Annotated in this window: 11 protein-coding genes; 7 read left to right on the top strand and 4 right to left on the bottom strand. The window is 40.7% G+C overall.

Going from position 1 to position 19088, the window contains the following annotated elements:
• Positions 1-46 precede the first annotated feature (46 nt).
• Positions 47-991: a glycosyltransferase family 2 protein gene (locus BM156_RS14865; protein ID WP_093920683.1), complete on the top strand. Its 945-nt coding sequence runs from the start codon at positions 47-49 to the stop codon at positions 989-991.
• A 7-nt stretch (positions 992-998) separates the two neighbouring features.
• Here BM156_RS14865 and BM156_RS14860 read toward each other — a convergent pair whose 3' ends face one another.
• Positions 999-3188, bottom strand: a complete 2190-nt coding sequence (locus BM156_RS14860) for an ABC transporter substrate binding protein (RefSeq protein ID WP_093920682.1) — start codon at positions 3186-3188, stop codon at positions 999-1001.
• A 127-nt stretch (positions 3189-3315) separates the two neighbouring features.
• Positions 3316-7563, bottom strand: coding sequence for an AsmA family protein (locus tag BM156_RS14855; RefSeq protein WP_139218298.1), 4248 nt, complete (start codon positions 7561-7563; stop codon positions 3316-3318).
• Between the two features lie 465 nt (positions 7564-8028).
• Between BM156_RS14855 and BM156_RS14850 the strand changes: the two genes are divergently transcribed.
• On the top strand, positions 8029-9297 hold the full coding sequence (locus tag BM156_RS14850) for a PQQ-dependent sugar dehydrogenase (RefSeq protein WP_093920680.1): 1269 nt from the start codon (positions 8029-8031) through the stop codon (positions 9295-9297).
• A 138-nt stretch (positions 9298-9435) separates the two neighbouring features.
• A complete protein-coding gene (locus BM156_RS14845; protein WP_093920679.1) occupies positions 9436-9900 on the top strand; it encodes a c-type cytochrome in 465 nt (154 codons plus the stop codon).
• Positions 9901-9993: 93 nt separating this feature from the next.
• On the opposite strand, the gene BM156_RS14840 is transcribed toward BM156_RS14845, so the two are convergent.
• Positions 9994-10701 (bottom strand): SIMPL domain-containing protein, encoded by a 708-nt coding sequence (locus BM156_RS14840; RefSeq protein ID WP_093920678.1) that lies wholly within the window; start codon positions 10699-10701, stop codon positions 9994-9996.
• 115 nt (positions 10702-10816) lie between these two features.
• Here BM156_RS14840 and BM156_RS14835 point away from each other — a divergent pair, with 115 nt between their 5' ends.
• Positions 10817-13654 (top strand): PD-(D/E)XK nuclease family protein, encoded by a 2838-nt coding sequence (locus BM156_RS14835; protein WP_093920677.1) that lies wholly within the window; start codon positions 10817-10819, stop codon positions 13652-13654.
• On the opposite strand, the gene trmD is transcribed toward BM156_RS14835, so the two are convergent.
• Complete coding sequence (gene trmD / locus BM156_RS14830; protein WP_093920676.1) at positions 13651-14334, bottom strand: tRNA (guanosine(37)-N1)-methyltransferase TrmD; 684 nt, start codon at positions 14332-14334, stop codon at positions 13651-13653. The two genes, BM156_RS14835 and trmD, sit on opposite strands and share 4 nt — an antisense overlap.
• A 265-nt stretch (positions 14335-14599) precedes the next feature.
• Here trmD and BM156_RS14825 point away from each other — a divergent pair, with 265 nt between their 5' ends.
• From BM156_RS14825 to BM156_RS14815, 3 genes are all read left to right on the top strand, one after another.
• The gene (locus BM156_RS14825) at positions 14600-15058 is read left to right on the top strand and encodes an Hsp20/alpha crystallin family protein (protein WP_139218297.1); all 459 of its coding nucleotides are present in this window, start codon (positions 14600-14602) and stop codon (positions 15056-15058) included.
• 184 nt (positions 15059-15242) lie between these two features.
• Complete coding sequence (locus BM156_RS14820; protein WP_093920674.1) at positions 15243-17339, top strand: DUF349 domain-containing protein; 2097 nt, start codon at positions 15243-15245, stop codon at positions 17337-17339.
• A 139-nt stretch (positions 17340-17478) separates the two neighbouring features.
• Positions 17479-19080: a CTP synthase gene (locus tag BM156_RS14815; protein ID WP_093920673.1), complete on the top strand. Its 1602-nt coding sequence runs from the start codon at positions 17479-17481 to the stop codon at positions 19078-19080.
• Positions 19081-19088: the final 8 nt, after the last annotated feature.

The following is a 19088-nucleotide window of genomic DNA, read 5'->3' as shown; positions in this document are numbered from 1 at the left end:
AAAATTTTGCGCAAAGATATCCTTTAACAGCCATAAACAGAAAATCATGAAACAATTAAGTTTGGTTATTTGTGTTTACAATGAAGAGTTGAACATTAAGCCACTTAGTGAACAAATAAAGAATGCTCTGAAAGACTTTGATTATGAAGCTATTTTTGTTGACGATGGTTCAACAGATCGAACTCGTGAAGAAGTAAGAGCAATTAATGACGATCATTTCCTTTTGTTGGAATTGAAGAAGAATTATGGTCAAAGCTCAGCCTTACAAGCTGGAATTGATGCTGCAAGCGGAGAATATGTAGCTTTGATTGATGGCGATCTTCAGAACGACCCGGCAGATATCCCCATGATGATAAAGATGGCCAAAGAAGGGGAGTGGGATATGGTTGCAGGCGTGAGAGCCAACAGGCAAGACGGAGCATTTTTGAGAAAGATTCCAAGTAAAATTGCGAACTATCTTATTCGAGAAGCTACCGGAATTCGGATGAAAGATTTGGGATGTACGCTAAAAGTGTTTACCAAAGAAGCCATTAAAAGTATCCATATTTATGGCGAGCTACATCGTTTTATTCCTGCTTTGCTAGCGTTGGAAGGTTCAACTCGCATGACTCAGGTTGATGTTAATCACCGGGCACGTGAGTTCGGAAAATCAAAATACAATTTAAGCCGGACAACTCGGGTTTTCAGTGACTTGATTTTGATGGTTTTCTTCAAAAAATACATGCAGCGTCCGATGCACTTTTTTGGAGGAATTGGCATTGTCACCTTAGGCTTAGGTGTGCTGATTAATTTCTACCTGTTGATATTGAAAGTTTTTGGCCACGACATTTGGGGCAAGCCTATTTTGATTTTGGGAATGATCCTGGTCATGGGAGGTATTCAGTTGATTACAATTGGTATTGTTGCTGAAATGTTAATGAGAACTTACTATGAAGGTCAAAACAAAAAGCCCTATCGTGTTCGTCGGATCACTTCGACGAAAGAAGCTTAAATTTTCATTATAGTTCGAGCCGGTTGCTTTCTCCCGGATGGGTGAAATAGAACCGGGCTCCTTCTCCTGGCGTGGACATGACCCAAATGTGTCCGCCCAGCTTTTCAACGAGAGAACGGGTAATGGAAAGGCCTAAGCCCGTTCCTCCATGATTTCGTGAAGCATACTCCTCAATCTGCTGAAAGGCCGAAAAAATGTCCTTTTGTTTATTCTGTGGAATACCAATTCCGGTATCTTTTACAAAGAACTGAACAACACTGTCTTCGCGATATTTATAGCCAAACTCAATACTTCCTTGGTCGGTAAACTTCAAGGCATTGCTAAGCAGATTGATGAATATCTGTTTTAAGCGAATAGCATCTGTTTTTACGATGAAGTTTGGAGTTGTTATCCCTTTTTTTAGTGACAATCTTATGTGTTGCTTTTCGCTGTTGTTGATTTGGTTCTGGAATAAGACAAAAATGTCGTCAAGCAGCTGATTTAAATCGCAATTTCCCTTGCTGATTTTTAATTGGTTGGCTTCGATCTTACTCAGGTCGATAATGTCATTAATCAGTGTGAGCAGGTGTTCTCCGCTATTTTGAATGTGTCGAATAAATTCTTTGCGCATATGGTGATCAATATCCTGCTCTTCTAAAAGAGAGGAGAAGCCAAGAATGCTATTCATAGGCGTTCTAATTTCGTGACTCATATTGGCGAGGAATGCTGATTTTAAACGGTCGCTTTCTTCGGCTCTTTTCTTGGCTTCAAGCAGCTGATGTTCGGCTTGTATCCGCTTTGAAATATCGTGTATGATAGCGTAGATATAGCTTTGCTTATCGATGATGATTTTTCCGCTGTGAAGCTCAACATCTTTAATATGGCCTTCCTGTGTTTGATGTTTTTGCTCGAAATGGCTGTTTTGTTTCTGTGATTGCGTGAAAAAAGCATCAATATCAATTTGAGGAAGTAGGCATAGATCGCTAAATAACAAATTTTTCAACTTTTCTTGTGAGTATCCATAAAACTTAGCTGCCGCTTTGTTGCCATCGGTGATTTGCTGGGTGTGGGAATCAATTAGCAACATCATGGAATGGTTCTCATTAAAAATATTCAAATAGTTTTCAGCAAACACGCGATAATGCTTTTCGCGCTTTCGTTTGGCTTCAATCAGGTATATAACCAAGAAAAGAAGAACGAAGAGGAAAGCAACAAAAGCAACAATTTTAATCAAGTCCATACGTCCGATAGCAATTTCGCGGCGTGGCTGATTGACCAGTTTTACGCGTTCAGGAACTTGGCTTAAATCAATATTGTATTTCTGCAACTGCTTGTAGTCTGCTACATTCTCCGGAGCAACATTCATAAGCACATTTAGATGCTTGGGCGAAGTGCCAGTGAGTACCTGTTTGGCCATCAGGCAAGCAGCATACATGTTGTCGTAATAATTGACCTCTGTGCCTGCAAGATATCCCTTCCCAATTCCTTTGTCGTAAGCATTGTAGATGGGGTTGTCCGTGTTTCTTGTCAGCAAATCAATAATTTGATCAAGCCCCAGATACGTGTTTTTTAGGCGAAAAGCAGATAACAGTAAGATGATATCTTGCTTTGGAAACTGATTCAGTTGTTGTGTTAACTCCGATAGCGTTAGGTTACTTACATCGGTTATTTTGTAGTTGAAGTTAGGAAATCCAGATATCTTCTGTTTAAAAACCTTATAGTCGGCAACTCCTGTCGTTGTTTGGTCGGTAATGACTTGTAATGTCCTGTTTTCCGGGTGGAGATGTGTAATTAGATCCAAGGTGTTTTCCAGTGCAATATTCTCGGCAATACCCGATATCCATTCATTTTGATCTTGGGCGAATGCAACTTCCAAATCATTGGCTCCCCAAAAGATGATGGGAGTTTGGAAAAACAACGCTTGCTGGTGAGCAATGCAGAAATTCAGCGCATTGTCATTGCAGGCAATAATCAGATCGTAATGAGATTGTCCATGTTGTTTAATCTGGATCCGATCGTAAACGTTCTGGTTCAATTGTCGCTCGGGATAACGCTTGGAGTCTAGAAATTCGATGTCTATCAGGTAGTCTTTGGGAGAGAACACATCGCGTAGGGCTTTCTCTGATTTTTGATAAACATGAAAAGTCGCATCGTAGGAATAGATTACCAAAATTCGCTTAGTTGTTGACCTGTTGATGGCGAACCCTTCTGTTGTCATCAAAATCACTAAAGCGAGATATGTGAGAATAGTCCTCAAAAAGCAAGTTTATGGTAAAATTATTTAGTCAAGTGGCTGGTAAAAATAGTCTTTTTTCATAAAACTAAAAACTTGTGGCACTGGTTTTTTATTCCTCTTTTTCTTTAATACCAAAAGTATTTTTTGCTCCACTAAAAACAGATTTCCACCAATAATTGATCACTGATTTTTGAGGATCACGCTCGAAGTGAATCTCAGAAGGAAGTAAGATGCGGGTCCGCGGATGCTTGGATTTTAAAACTAAGCTATTGGCTAAAAAACTGGCTAATTTGTTCTCTTTGATGTCTCCATTTTTATGTTCAAGGATGGAAATACGCAGGTTGTCGTAGGCAAAGCGAAGTTTCCCTGATGAACTAAGTTGGTTTGCATCAAACTCAAAGTCAAAGCGGTTAAGTTCTCCGGATCGTACTGAAATTCCTGCAGTATTCTCAACGACAGGATTTAGCAAATCTAGTTGAAAGGGATTTAGTTGTCCCGATACATGGAATTGCTCATCAGCTGATAGCATGTCGTAAACCATGGTTGTTTTAAGGTTGGCTTGGTTCATGAGCAGGCCGTCTCCTTTTAGTGTTAGTGTCGGTTTACTTGGCAATAAGTAGGGGAGATTAGTTACCGGGTAAGCTCTGAGGTTAAGCTTGGAGAAATGAACCAGGCCTGGATCTGGTAGGTCCGAAGTTTGCTCTTCATAGGTTATTTGGTAGTTGCTTAAGCGAACGGTGTCGAAATAAACAGGAAAAGCGAATTGCTTGACGATGGTTTGAGGAAGCTTCGTTCGCTTTTGTGGATTATCTGCTGTTCTTTTGTCTCGGTAAATATCCAGCGAGCCTCCCGCGACTTCAATTTCTGATGCGGTAAATTCGTTGCTGTTATACCACCGTTTTAAGTCTAATTGATCAATCCTGAGTTGGTCAATTGTTGCCCGATAGTGGTCGGATTGGAAGGGAATAATCTTTTGGAACTGGGTTTTGCTGTAGCGAGGGGTGACGGTAATATTGGATATTGTTAATTGGTTTTCGTGGTTTTTAAACTGAATATCTCCTAAGTGGAAATTATACCAATTGTTTTTATCTGAAAAAGCGTAGTTTTTAAGTCTTAAATCAACTGATTGGGCTCCCAATAGTCGATCCGAAGAGGAGGTGTCTATTGCGAATTGGTTAAGTTCCAGGTCGATATTGCTTATCACTTCTGTTTGCTTCGGCTGAATGGTTTGAAATTGTCCTTGGTTGACACTTATCTTATTGGCTTCTATTTTGCTGATTAAGGGAGATAGTGCGATGGGTATTTTTAGCTGATATAGGTTAACCTTATTCGATTCATCAGGATTTGCTTGCAATGTAAGTGTTGGTTTTTCGACTTGGATAGATTCAAATTTTAAGCATTTATTATTGATGAATTCCTGTAGAACAGATTCGTTAAAGCTTAGCCTGGGGATTCTCAATTGACGGAAGCTTTGTTCGCTTGCCTGAGAAGTATTAAAAAGGAGCAGGTTGTCAATTGATAGGTCCTTGGTTTGACTGGAGAAGTGTACCTGATCCGCTGTGAAAATTACTGTGCTCTGCTCAGGATTGACTTCCAGTTGGCTTAGGGTGGTCGAAATATTATCTGACTTAAAAGTAGCAGGCTGTTTTAATCCTTGGCTGACTAAGCTGTTGTTTTGTCCTTCCATCGTAATCAAAGAACTTAATACTTCGGTCTCCTGCATCTTCCTGGTGTTGTATAGCTTGAATTGCCCGTCGTTTAAGTGGAAGTGATTGATGCTGAGTCGTTGCATTCCCTTGGGGAGTGGAAAAGCAATTTTTTGCAGGTTTACAGGCTTCCGTTGGCCTTTTGTTCGGTATAAGTTGATGGTTGGTTCTTGAATAGAAAAATGGTCAACCGTTAGTTTTTTGTCAAAATAGGCTTCTTCAAGATTAACCCCCTGAAGTTTTATCTCGGGAATATTGACATGGAAATAAGTTGGTAGTTCTCCCCTTATTTTACTGGTAATATCAGGGTAGAGAATGGAATTTTGAATGGCTATTGCTGACTCTTTTGATGAAATCTTCATATTGCTGGCTTGAAGATAATGGACATCATCAGACAGTTGAAATAGTTGATTGTCAATTTGAAGTTCAAAATCATCAGCAAACAGAAGCCGTTTTTTATCCAGTTCTTCATCATTCAGGACGAAGTTCTCGAGTTCAACACTAAACGTATTGTTAAAGGAGGTTGTTTTTCCCTTTCTGCTATGAGTGACCATCTCTAAGTGCCCGTTCGGAGCCGTTATTTTTCCGATTGAAATGTGTTCAATGTAATTGCTGAGTAATTCATAAAATTCCCTTGGGGTGCTGCTTTTGCTTCGTTTTTCGGGTCTTGAGAAAACTTCAAAGTAAATCTTGGGTTCAATAATCGAAAAATTATTGATGGCTAGTTGTTTTCGGAAAAAGGCCTGATGGATATTGGTATTGCTAAGGACCAACTGGGGAATTTCAATGTCATAAATTTGTGAACGGTGGTATTTTTTTAATAGCCGAGCATTTTTGCGAGGGGTATCTGGGAAAAGATGTAAATGTTTGATACTTGCCCGGTTATTATAGCTCGAAACAGTTAACTCATCTACTTTTAGACGGTGGATTTCGTCAACCAGTTTCATGTCGTAGTTGGAGAATACAAGGTCGATGTTGGTGGCGAAAAAGAGCTTGTCGGTTCTTTCAGCGCTGATTGAATCAAGCGAAAAGTCGGTCAGGCGAAACGAAAAGTCGGAGGCAATACGTCCGGCTTGCTCTCCGGGTTTACCGGCAGTAACAACCACTTTCCCCTCGTTAAACTCAACCACATTGGCGTAAACTCCTTTGATGTAGTTGCGAATAAAATAATAGAGCAAACTGTTGGTTTCAAGTTTTTTCTTACGCTTTAAATCTCCTTGATCAATCGTTAGGTTAGGAGCAAAAGCCTGAATGGCTTGAAGGGGCATTTCCCGGTTGTGAAAGAGTCGTTTTAGGTCAACTTCCTGAAGGCGAATACTATCGCAGTCCAAGTCAACTGCAGTTTGGCGGGTGGCTGGGTTTTGACTCGGCTTTAACTTTAAATGATCGGCACTAATGGAGTTATTTTCGCTTGATGCAGTAATATTGGTGGCATCAAACCGGTGGATTTGATCATTCATGAGCAGGTAGTAGTTCCCGATTTGCAAGAAGACATTTTTGGCATACAGTACTCGTTCTATGTCATTGTACGAGTTGTTATTCATCAGAAAGTCATGAAGCTCGATATCCAAATCGAAAAATTCCTGGAGGCTTTTTTTCTGATCGTCATTGCGTTCAATCTTTAGGTTTTGAGCGTTCATGCCCAGGTAGTCGATCTGGAGTTGTCCAATATCTCCTTCAATGAGCTCATAGAGGTCGTATGCTTTTATCTTCCGAAAGTTAAATTCAGGAGCATCTGCTTGAGGGATGACTCGAATCGCTGCATCTTTTAAGAAGAGAGAATCAATATGAATGCTGTCACTTTGGAGCATTTCTCTTAAGCGTTTCGACTTAATGGTGATTTCTGGAATATCTACAAAATACCGGGTTTTATTAATTTTACTATTTGCTTGAGGTTCCAGCGTGATTTGTTTTCCCAGAATATCCTGATTTTTTAAGGAGTATTGGATTTCACTAACCGAAAGGAGGTGGAGGCTGTCGGCTAGCTCATGTTGAAAATCGTCGATCCTTAGATAAATGTCATCTGCATTAAAAAAGTTTTTGTGACGATTTAAGCATTTTGAATCCGTATAAAAATTGGCAATACCTACGTTGAAATTAAGCTTGGGAGCTTGCGGTGTTTGTTTTTTGCCAATTTGTTGTGCAACGAATCCCGCGTGTTGTAAATCAATCTGATCAATCGAGATGGCTGTCAGTTGTTTATCGAAGATCGGTTGCAGTTGACGCATGAATGCGAAGGGATTCCCTGATGGCGACTGCAATAGCTCGTCGGCAGATGCAGACCACACAGGAGCATCAATTACAAGTTTATGGATATGAAGAATACGCTTGCGTAAAAGTTGGTATACATTGATGCGCTTAGCGGCGATCGATTTGGTTTTAAAAACCTCCTGATTTTTTTCTTGGTGGTTTTTTGTTATAACCAAATCCTCCAGTTGAATGCTGCGACTGATGATTTTTACTGAAAGGTCGCTAAATGTCAGCGAATATTTGCCTTTTGATTGTTGTTTGATTTGTGCGTTAAGTTCTTGTTCTATCCATCTGTTTGCAAAAAGGCTAAGGATCAAAACAGCCAATAAGAGAATTCCCAAAACAGCCAATAAAATGCCTTTGGTAATACGTTTCCTTCTGGTGGTTGACTTTTTATTCATACAAAACAACTTCGTCCGACTGGTCTTCGTTCGGATGATTAATATTGGGAAAAAAACTGCCGTATTCAAAGAAAAAACAAGGATAAGTTTTGCTTTTTCTGAAGGATCTGAGGATGTCGTGGCTAATGCATTCATCTCGAAGTCTCTCCGATTAAACACTGGCGTATTTATTCTATAAAGGATGGCGTTTTTTTACTGCGCAGCTTTCTTCGAAGGTCATAAAGAATGGACTTCGTCGAAAATCAGCAATAAATAATCAGCTTATTTGACTTTTGCTTTTAATCGAAAAGTCTTAATTCATTGACGTTTAATGGATCTTTTTTGGACAAAAGGTAGTAAACAAACAATGCGATGGCTTGTTCTTTTTAGTTGAGATTAAAAATGGTGATTAATTTAATCAAGACAGGTTCAATTAAGTTTTTTTTAGGCTTGATATAATTGAGTGTTGTCAGCAAAAATTGGCGTATGAAATTCTTAGTTTTCTTGATAATAATAATGGCGTCGGTGGCTTGTCGAACAGAAGCTCCAAGATTAAACTTGTTGCAAGCTGATGCAGATAATGGAGGATTGAGCTTGCCCGAAGGTTTTTCTGCTTTGGTTGTGGCAGATAGTTTGGGGAATGCAAGACATATTGAAGTGAATGAACAGGGAGATATTTACATCTCGTTGGCTCGCTTAAAGAATGATGGGGGAATTGTTTGTTTGAGAGATACAACTAACGATGGACGGGCAGATGAGATTGCGTACTTTGGAAATCATCATGGGACAGGAATCGCATTGCATAATGACTATCTTTATTTCGGGTCGGACACGCTGATTGTTCGCTATCCAATGATTTATGGACAGCTCTTGCCAAATGAGCGCGAAGAGGTCGTTGTAAAAGGCTTTCCGCATAATACGCAGCATGCGGCGAAGCCCATCACGTTTGATGAGGATGGTCATTTGTATGTGACAATTGGTGCTCCGTCCAATGCTTGTATGGAGCAGTCTAGAACAAAAGGTTCCCTGGGAATGGATCCATGTCCGTTACTGGAGCGACACGGCGGCATTTGGCGGTTTCAAGCGGAAGCGGTAAATCAGGATCAAGTAAAAGATGGAGAACGTTATGCGACCGGGATCAGGCATGCGGTAGCTATCGACTGGAATAAGAAAGAGCGTACGCTTTATGCGGTTCAGCATGGACGAGACCAATTGAATCAATTTTTTCCTGATTTATATAGTCCGCAAGAGAGTTCTGAGCTTCCTTCCGAAGAGTTTTTGCTGGTAGAGCCAGGTTCTGATTTTGGATGGCCCTATTGTTATTACGACCATTTGCAGACTAAAAAGGTGCTTGGGCCTGAATATGGCGGTGATGGAGAGATTGTGGGGCGTTGCAGTGCTAAGGACGATCCAATTATGGGCTTTCCAGGGCATTTGGCTCCCAATGATGTGTTGTTTTATACGGGCGATATGTTTCCTGAAAAATACCGGAACGGAGCTTTTATTGCTTTTCATGGCTCGTGGAATCGGGCTCCGGAGCCTCAGCAGGGATATTTTGTGGCCTTCGTCCCGTTTGAAGGGAAAATTCCATCGGGAGATTGGGAGGTTTTTGCTGACGGTTTTTCCGGGCAGGATGAGGTGAAAAGTCCCCGGGATGCCAACTATCGTCCGTGTGGATTAGCACAGGGGCCTGATGGCTCTTTGTATGTGACCGATGATGTGCAGGGGAGAGTCTGGCGAATAATGTATCAATAAATAACAAAACAATCATCTGTTGGTTATAGAAGTATATGGGGCATTTCGATAGGTCAAAGACTTTCGGGTTGAAATAGCTAAAACATATAAAATTGAGTTTAGAAGAATATAAAGTCGAACAATAAAAACGAAGAAACAGTGAAACAAACAACGATCTATTTGAGCCTGGTTGCAAGCTTATTTTTTGCTGCTTGCTCAGGGAACTCTTCCAGTGAGCAGGAGAACAAACCAATAGTGTCGCAAAAGCAGATGGAGGCTTCGGAGCAAGCATCAGCCGGAAGTCAGGTGGCGCACCCAGGCAAGGCAGTGTATGATAAGTATTGCTTGGTGTGTCATCAGGCTGATGGAAGTGGGGTGCCGGGCATGTATCCTCCGTTGACACCAAATGAGTGGATTGCCGATAAAGACAAAATGATTCACGTTGCACTGAATGGGCAAAGTGGCGAGATTGAAGTAAACGGGGAAACTTATAATAATCTGATGCCGCCACATGATTATTTGTCCGATCAGGAATTGGCGGATGTCATTTCGTATGTGCGATCTAACTTTGGGAATGACTTGGAGGCTGTGACCAAAGAGGAAGTCGCGGCTGCTCGTAAGTGACGAAAAGCGTTTAAAAATAGGAAGGGTGAATCAACATCGATTTTAATTCGATGGATTCACCCTTTTCTAATTTATTGTTGATCGAATTGTTGTTTATTGAATGGCGAAGCGCGCAAAAACTTTGTAGTTCAGCTTAATCTTCTTAAAAGAGATGCTAGGCTCTTTTGGAGCGGCCACTGCTCCGTCAGCCATTACATGCATTTTTTCGAGCCTCATATTGGCGGCATAAGGTTGATGATAGCTTTCACGTTCCTGAATGAACAGCGGTTTCCCGGCTTTTTGATCCACAGCTTCAAGTAGGTAGTTCGCTTTTTCTTTAGCTGCTTGGATTGCTTTGATTTTTACTTCTTTTTTGAAATCCTCCATTTGGCTATGGTCCACTCGCTGGATGTAGGCGTTTGCTACATCAATCTCATCTAAAATTTGCCAAACGTCAGATAGTTCATCGGTGGTTTTAACCTCAAGCAAATAATCTTTCGAGGCCAATACGTCTTTATTTTTACGTTTAATGGTTACAAAATCAGCATCAGCATCGGCCAGTGACAATTTCTTTAGGTCAAATTTGTTGGCTTTTAAATGTTGCTTCATTTTCTTTTCCAAGTCTTCAATGTCAATCTTTTTGTTTTTAACATACCGCTCTTTTAACGTAAAATGAAGGAAAATTTGATTTGGAACGATCTCCATTTCTCCTTCACCGGTAACCTCAATGTATGGGGTTGACGTAAGTGGATTAAGCTCGTTTTGAGCAAAGCTGCTGACCGAAAATAGGATCAGAATAAAAAGAATTTTAATTGTTTTCATATTTGTAATTATAAAAGGGTTAACTGTTTGTTTTGTGCAGTCAAAATAATACCGTTAATTGTGCTTGATTCGGGCGTGAATTAATTAGTATTATCTTTAGCAAAAATATTTTTAAATGACTCCTTTTTTAACTCAAGTTGCCCGCTATTTATATCGTACTTTCGGAAATGACCTGCATCGGGTCTCACTCGTTTTTCCAAGTCGACGTGCCAGCGTTTTCTTTAACGCTTATTTGAACGAATTGGTTGAAGCCCCTTTGATCGGTCCCGAAACCATTACGATTGACGGGTTGGTGTCACGATTGTCGGGCATGCAAATATCAGACCAGATTTCTTTAATCCTGCATTTACACCAAGTGTACGTGCAGGAAACAGGGCATGACGAAACACTGGATGATTTCTTTTTCTGGGGGGAGATTTTACTCAACGACTTTAATGATATTGATAAATATCAGCTGAATGCCAGTGATTTATTTCAGAATATAAAAGATATCAAGGAGGTCGAAAGTCGGTTCGAGTATTTGAGTGCGGAGCAGAAACAAGCCATTGAAGCTTTTTGGGGAAATTTAGGCCGGGCTGAAGGTTCGGTGAACAGGGAGAAATTCATGGCTGTTTGGAATAAGCTGCCGGCAATTTATGCCCGCTTTAGAAAGGAGTTATTGGATAAAAATGCTGGATATACCGGCTTGGTGTATCGCGACTTAATTGAAAAACTGGACAAATTGCAGGTCAGTCAATTGGAATCTGACTGTTTTGTTTTTGTTGGTTTCAATGCCCTGAATCGATGTGAAAATAAATTGTTTAAGGCATTTCAGTCAGCTGAAAAAGCCTTATTCTTTTGGGATTATGATGAAGCTTTTTTGAATGATCCGGCCCAGGAAGCTGGTTTGTTCATTCGCCGCAACCGCCTTGAATTTCCAATGCCTGATGACTTTGAGTTGGATGCTGGCGAAAAGAAAGAACAGAAAATTACCTTGGTTTCAGTTCCGGGGCATGTTGCGCAAGCGCAGGTAATTCATTATCCGGCTTTATTCAAGTCCGAAATTAAGGCTGATCGATTTGATGAAACGGCTTTGGTATTGTCGGATGAAGGAATGTTGGTTCCGGTTATTTCTGCGGCTGGCGCCCGGTTTAGGCAAATTAATATTACCATGGGGTATGGTTTGCAAGATACACCGGTTTACAGTTTATTGATGCTGTTGGTTGATTTGCAAAAGAACAGTCGGAAAGTGGATGGGGAACAGCGCTTCTATCATCGCCCGGTGATGGCTTTATTGAAACATCAGTTGATTGCCTCACCGGAAACGAAACAGCTTATTGCTGACATCAGAACAAAAAACAAGATTTATGTTCGCCAAAAAGATTTAATCCACACACCCTTGTTGAACTTGGTATTTCAACATCAGTCGGGTTGGGAGCAATGTGCTGTTTATTTGATGGAAGTATTGCGTTATTTAGGCCTGCGCTTTTCCAGCGAAGAAGAAGCTCCGGTTAACTTGGAGGGAGAGTATTTATATCAGGCTTACCTGTCCATTCAGCGCTTGGCCGATACCTTGAAAGAATACAGTAAGGGGAGAGTGTCGATTGCGTTGTTTTTTCGCTTGCTGAATCAGTATTTGCAGCGGGTGTCCATTCCGTTTGAAGGGGAACCGCTCATCGGCTTGCAGGTTATGGGCTTTTTGGAAACCCGTATTCTTGATTTCAAAAAAGTGGTTTTGTTTTCGGTGAATGAAGGGAAAATGCCCAAGTCAACTCCGGTTCATTCATTTATTCCTTATCATTTGCGTAAGGCGTTTGGACTTCCTGCCTACGAAGAGCATGATGCCATGTATGCGTATTATTTTTATCGCTTGTTGCATCGTGCCGAAGAAGTGGTTCTGGTTTATAATTCAGCGACAGACGGATTTAATTCCGGCGAAATGAGTCGTTACCTGTTTCAGTTGAAATACGATTCAGCGGAAAAACCGGACGAGTATTATTTCGACTTCAACTTTAAGTCTGCTGGGAATGCACCAATTAAAGTTTCAGCAACGCCTGAGCATCAGCAAAAATTGCTTCGTAATTACGCATCCCGCAAATTGAGTCCGAGTGCTCTTAATACATATCTTGATTGTAAGTTGAAGTTTTATTTTCGGCACATTGCTTTGATACGCGAAGCCGATGAATTACTGGAAGATGTTGATCCTCGTTTATTTGGAAACCTGTTTCACTATGCGATGGAGTTGCTGTATCAGGATTTTATTGGGCGCGAGGTGCAAAAGGATCACTTGAAAGCTTTGCTGGTAAATAAGCACAAAATAGAGCAAGTTGTCCGTGCTGCTTTTGCTAAGGAGTATTACAAGGATAAAAATCTGAATGATGTGAAAATATCAGGAAAGAACATTCTGGTAAAAGATCACCTGGAAACTTACCTGGTTCAATTATTAAAGAATGATTTGGCTTTTGCGCCATTTACCGTTGTGGCTTTAGAGGGACAGTATGAAGCTCCGTTCGAATTGAATTTGCCGGAAGGGAAAGAGCGGATTATTTTGGGTGGAACCATTGACCGGATTGATGAATCAGCTTCGGGAACCCGGATTATCGATTACAAAACGGGGCGAAGCTTGAAGTTGAACTTCCGGGAGATTGCTCAGTTTTATGAGCGGGATAAGCATGGACGTCCCAAGGAAATTTTCCAGACGCTTATTTATTCTGAAATTTTTAGACGTTCGACAGGAACGAATAGCCTGTTGCCAACAATTTACAAGATTGATGACTTCTTTGGAGATGAATTCCATCCGGAAGTCATTCGAAATGGTGAGCGTCTTTATTACGAGCAGGTGGCTCAGGCTTTCCAGGAAAGCTTAGACGAACTATTAACCGAAGTGTTCAGCTCGACCAACGAATACGAGCAGACAGAAGATGAACGTAAATGTCGGACTTGTCCTTACAATGTAATTTGTCGTCGGGGCTAGTCGTGCTTCTCTAACAGGTCCGGACGAAGCTGCTTGGTTCGTTCGTAGGCTTGCTTTTCTTTCCAACTTTCAATGCGCTTTTCATCTCCGCATAAAAGAACGTCGGGGACTTTCCAGCCTTTATAGTCAGCGGGTCGCGTGTAGACGGGTGGGCTTAGCAAGTTATCCTGAAACGAGTCAGTAAGTGCTGAGGTTTCATCCGAAATAACACCGGGAATAAGACGAACAATGCTGTCGGTCATTACTGCCGCAGCCAATTCGCCTCCGGTGAGGACATAATCACCAATCGAAATTTCACGAGTGATGAAATGCTCGCGCACGCGTTGGTCGACTCCTTTGTAGTGCCCACACAAAATCATGATGTTCTTTTTGAGTGAAAGTTGGTTTGCTGTTCCCTGCGAAAACTGCTCCCCATCCGGACTCGTGTAAATAATCTCATCGTAGGTGCGTTGAGCCTTTAGATGTTCAATGGCTGCCTCAATAGGTTGAATGGTCATCACCATACCAGCTCCTCCACTAAACGCATAATCATCCGTACGCTTGTGCTTGTCGGTTGAAAAATCACGAATGTTATGAACGTGTATTTCAACCAAGCCCTTCTCTTTGCCTCGTTTAATGATGGAATGATTGAAGGGACTTTCCAGTAATTCAGGAACAACCGTTAAGATGTCAATGCGCATGGTGTTAAATTTTGCTACAAAAGTAGGTAAAAATTGCAATTTGCCTTATCAATTCTCAGATGAAGATATGTGTGTATTTATATAAGATGCCTAATTGTCTTGCTGTTTTTATTGTTTTCGGAAAATATGACATGCTTTTTATTCTGGTTTTTCAAAAAATGACATCATTTGAATTGTGGAATAGAACTTGAAAATAAGCCAACAGAAACGAAAAAATAAATTTGAAACAAACAATAACGAAAAAACAATTAGGAGGAAACAAATTATGAAACTAGTTAATGTAAATCGTCCGGTATATCGCGTGAACCCAGTAGATGCTTTATTGAAAGATTTTTTCAATACCAATGGGGTGAATGATCGTTATGACAAAGAGGAGTTGGTTAATCAACCTTCAACCAATTTGTTCGAAACAGAAACGAGCGTCGTGTTGGAATTATTGGTTCCTGGCTATTCAAAAGAAGAAATAAAACTACAAGTTGAAAATAACCAATTGATTGTGAAAAGCGAATCGCTTGAAAATGAGTCTGAGGACCAAAAAGAAGCACCGGAATATAAGTACTCACGTGTTGAGTTTGAAAAGGTGAAGCTTGAAAAGCGCTTCCGGTTATCAGACAAACTGGATCAGGAACAAATTCAGGCCGAGGTGAAGAACGGAATTCTTCGAATTACGCTAGCGAAGAAGAAAGAAGCCATTCCAGTTAAACGTGAAATAGAGATTGGATAAGCTTGATTATCAGGATATCGTTTGCAAATGCCATCAATTTCGATGGCATTTGTTGTTTCTATGCTGATGTTTTTCTTACTTTATTGGCGTTTTCCTTGAGTATTCGTACATTATATTATATTTTCGTAATCGAAAGGGGAGCCTAATTCTCTGAAAATTACTTGGTAATTTAAAACTTTATCGCATGAAATCTGAAGACCTGAAAAACTCAAATGATGAGTTGAAAGCGACACCCCAAGAAGGGGATGCTGCTAATGCGCCGGAACTGAACCCGGAGAATCACACGGAAGAAAAAACAGAAACGAGTGATGATCCGGTTGTAGAAGAAAGTAAAGCTGAAACTGCTCCCGCAGAGGAACAGACAGTGGAGAATGAGGCAGAGCCCGAAGCAAAAGACGAAACAACAGAAGAGGAAAAAGCTCCAGAAGCTGAGGAGGAGATCGTGGCTGAAGAGCCTGAAACTCCAGTGGAGGAGAGTGAAGAGCCCAAAGAGGAGCCAGCGGCAACTGAACCAGTGGCTGAAGAACAACCCAAAGAAAAAGAAGAGCGTGCCCCTATGGATTATTCGACATTAACAGAGGTTGAGTTGATTAATGCCATGCGAGATTTATTGGAGAACCACGCCGAAGAAGATATTAAAGCTGATATTGATATCATTAAGCTTAACTTTTATAAAAAGCACCGCGCACAGGCTGATGAGGAAAAGAAAAAGTTTGTGGAGGATGGTGGTGCTGAAGAAGATTTTGAAGCATCGAATGCGCCTTACGAAGATGACCTGCGAAATTTGCTGAAAGAATTCCGGCAGATTCGGAATAAACAACATCGCGAGTTGGAGGATGAAAAGGAAGAGAACCTGCAACGGAAATATGAAATCATTGAAGAAATTAAGAACCTTGTCAATCGCAAGGAGTCCATTAATAAGACTTTCCAGGAATTTAGAGAGCTACAGCAAGAGTGGCGTGATATTGGCTTGGTGCCACAGTCAAAATTAAAAGACCTGTGGGAAACCTATCATCACCATGTTGAAAATTTCTACGACTACATCAAGATTAACCGGGAGTTGCGTGATTTAGATCTGAAGAAAAACATGGAGGCTAAAATAAACCTTTGTGAAAAAGCAGAGGAATTATTGGTTGAACCATCTGTAATTAAGGCTTTTAATATTTTACAGAAGTACCACGAACAGTGGCGGGAAATTGGTCCCGTACCGCGCGATAAGAAGGAAGAATTGTGGGAGCGTTTTAAAGCGGCAACTTCTAAAATAAATAAGAAACACCAAGCTTATTTTGAAGGACGCAAGCAGGAACAAAAGAAAAACTTGGAAGCGAAAACCGTTTTGTGCGAAAAGGCAGAAGAAATTGCCAATCACGAAATAAAGAATCATAAAGACTGGGATAAAAAATCACGCGAGCTGATTGAGCTTCAAAAAGTATGGCGAACCATTGGTTTTGCTCCCAAAAAAGACAATAATCGAATTTACGAGCGTTTTCGGAGTGCCTGTGATAAGTTTTTTGATGCCAAACGCGAGTTTTATGCGCAAAACAAAGAGTTGCAGATGAATAACTTGCAGATGAAAACCGATTTGTGTGTGCAGGCAGAGGCTTTGAAAGATAGTACGGACTGGCGGAAGACAACCGAAGAATTTATTCATATTCAGAAAAAATGGAAAGAAATTGGGCCCGTGCCAAGAAAGCATTCCGATGCCATTTGGAAACGCTTCCGTGCAGCATGCGATTTCTTTTTTGATAATAAATCGGAGCATTTTCATCATGTTGATGAGGAGCAGGTGGAGAACTTGCAGTTGAAAAAAGATTTGATTGAAGAGGTGAAGAATTTTGAACCGAGCAAAGATGATGACGCTGATTTGCAACAAATCAAAGAGTTTCAACGACGGTGGACCGATATTGGTTATGTCCCATTTAAAGAAAAGGATGCCATTCAGAATGAGTTTAGAGATGCGATTAACAACCATTTTGACAGTTTGAAGATTGATGAACAAAAGCGTAATTTGCTTCGCTTCAAAACGAAAATGTCGAATATCTCAGGAAGCACTCGTGGAAATAATAAGATGCGCTATGAGCGTGACAAGTATGTCAATAAGCTCAAGCAGCTTGAGAATGATTTGATTCTATTAAATAACAATGTTGGCTTTTTTGCCAATACCAAGAATGCCGAATCACTCATTGATGATGTCAATCGAAAAATACAAGAAACTCAAGAAAAGATCGAGTTTCTGAAAGAAAAGATTCGCATCATCGATTCAATGGAAGAAGAAGATTAACCTTTCTCAAATAACTGACCCGCTAAATTTAGCGGGTTTTTTAATGATTAATTCAAATTATAATGGGTTGAATTGAAAGCCCAATAATTTTTATTGCTTAACTTTGTGCGTTTTTAGGAACTTATAAAATTATACAATTTTGTCAGCAACGAAGTACATCTTTGTCACAGGAGGTGTGACCTCCTCATTAGGAAAAGGAATTTTAGCCAGTTCATTGGCTAAATTATTGCAAGCCAGAGGATATTCTGTCACCATTCAAAAGTTGGATCCCTACATTAATGTTGATCCAGGAACACTGAACCCCTATGAACACGGGGAATGTTTTGTTACCGACGATGGGGCTGAAACCGATTTGGATTTAGGTCACTACGAGCGGTTTTTGAATGTTTCAACTTCGCAGGCGAACAACGTAACTACTGGGCGGATTTACCAGTCGGTAATCAACAAAGAACGTCGTGGAGACTATTTGGGGAAGACGGTTCAGATTATTCCTCACATAACTGATGAAATTAAGCGTAAAATTAAATTTTTAGGAAACAAGCGTAATTACGACATTGTAATCACTGAAATTGGTGGAACGGTAGGTGACATTGAGTCATTGCCCTACGTTGAGGCTGTTCGACAGTTGAAGTGGGAACTTGGATCGAACGCTTTAGTTATTCACCTGACTTTAGTGCCGTTTTTAGCTGCCTCTGGTGAGCTCAAAACAAAGCCAACTCAGCATTCGGTAAAAGCCTTGCTCGAAAATGGAGTACAGCCAGATGTATTGGTGTTGCGTACCGAGCATGATTTAGGAATTAGCATTCGCAAGAAAGTGGCACTATTCTGTAATGTTGATATTGATGCGGTGATTCAGTCGATTGACGTTTCAACCATTTACGAGGTTCCTAATAAAATGTTGGAAGAGAAACTCGACCTGACTGTTCTGAAAAAGCTAAAACTTCCTTACGGGAAAGAGCCTGAATTGAAGGAATGGAATGAGTTTTTGAGGAAGCATAAAAATCCTCAGGAAGAAGTCGAAATTGGCTTGGTTGGGAAATATGTTGAGCTGCAAGATGCTTATAAATCGATTTCAGAGGCCTTGGTGCATGCTGGTGCAGCCAATCGGACCAAAGTCAATTTGCGCTGGATTCATTCCGAAGAACTAACTCCGGATAATGTGGAGGAACATTTAAAAGGCCTGTCAGGGGTGATTATTGCTCCAGGATTTGGTCACCGGGGAATTGAAGGTAAAATTAAAGCAACTCAATACGTTCGTGAAAATAATATTCCATTTTTGGGTATTTGCTTAGGAATGCAAATCGCTGTGATTGAGTATGCACGTAATGTTTTGGGAATGACTGGGGCAGATTCAACTGAAATGAATGACAAGACAACGGCTCCGGTAATTGCCCTGATGGAAGATCAGAAAGGAATTACAGAAAAAGGCGGTACCATGCGTTTGGGAGCTTATGCCTGTCATGTAACAAATAAAAAGTCAAACTTCTATAAAGCTTACGGAAAAACGGAGATTAAGGAGAGACATCGCCATCGTTATGAATTTAATAACGACTACCTGGAAGCATTTAAACAGTCGGATATGAAACCGGTTGGTGTAAACCCGGATACAGACTTGGTAGAGGTGATGGAAATCCAGAATCACAAGTGGTTTGTGGGGGTTCAATTTCACCCCGAGTACAAGAGTACTGTTTTAAACCCTCATCCGTTATTTGTAGCCTTTGTTAAGGCTACGATAAGCTAATCAAGAAA

Source organism: Sunxiuqinia elliptica, from assembly GCF_900113005.1.
GTDB classification, from domain to species: Bacteria; Bacteroidota; Bacteroidia; order Bacteroidales; family Prolixibacteraceae; genus Sunxiuqinia; species Sunxiuqinia elliptica.
This window is presented reverse-complemented; position numbering and strand designations above follow the sequence as displayed.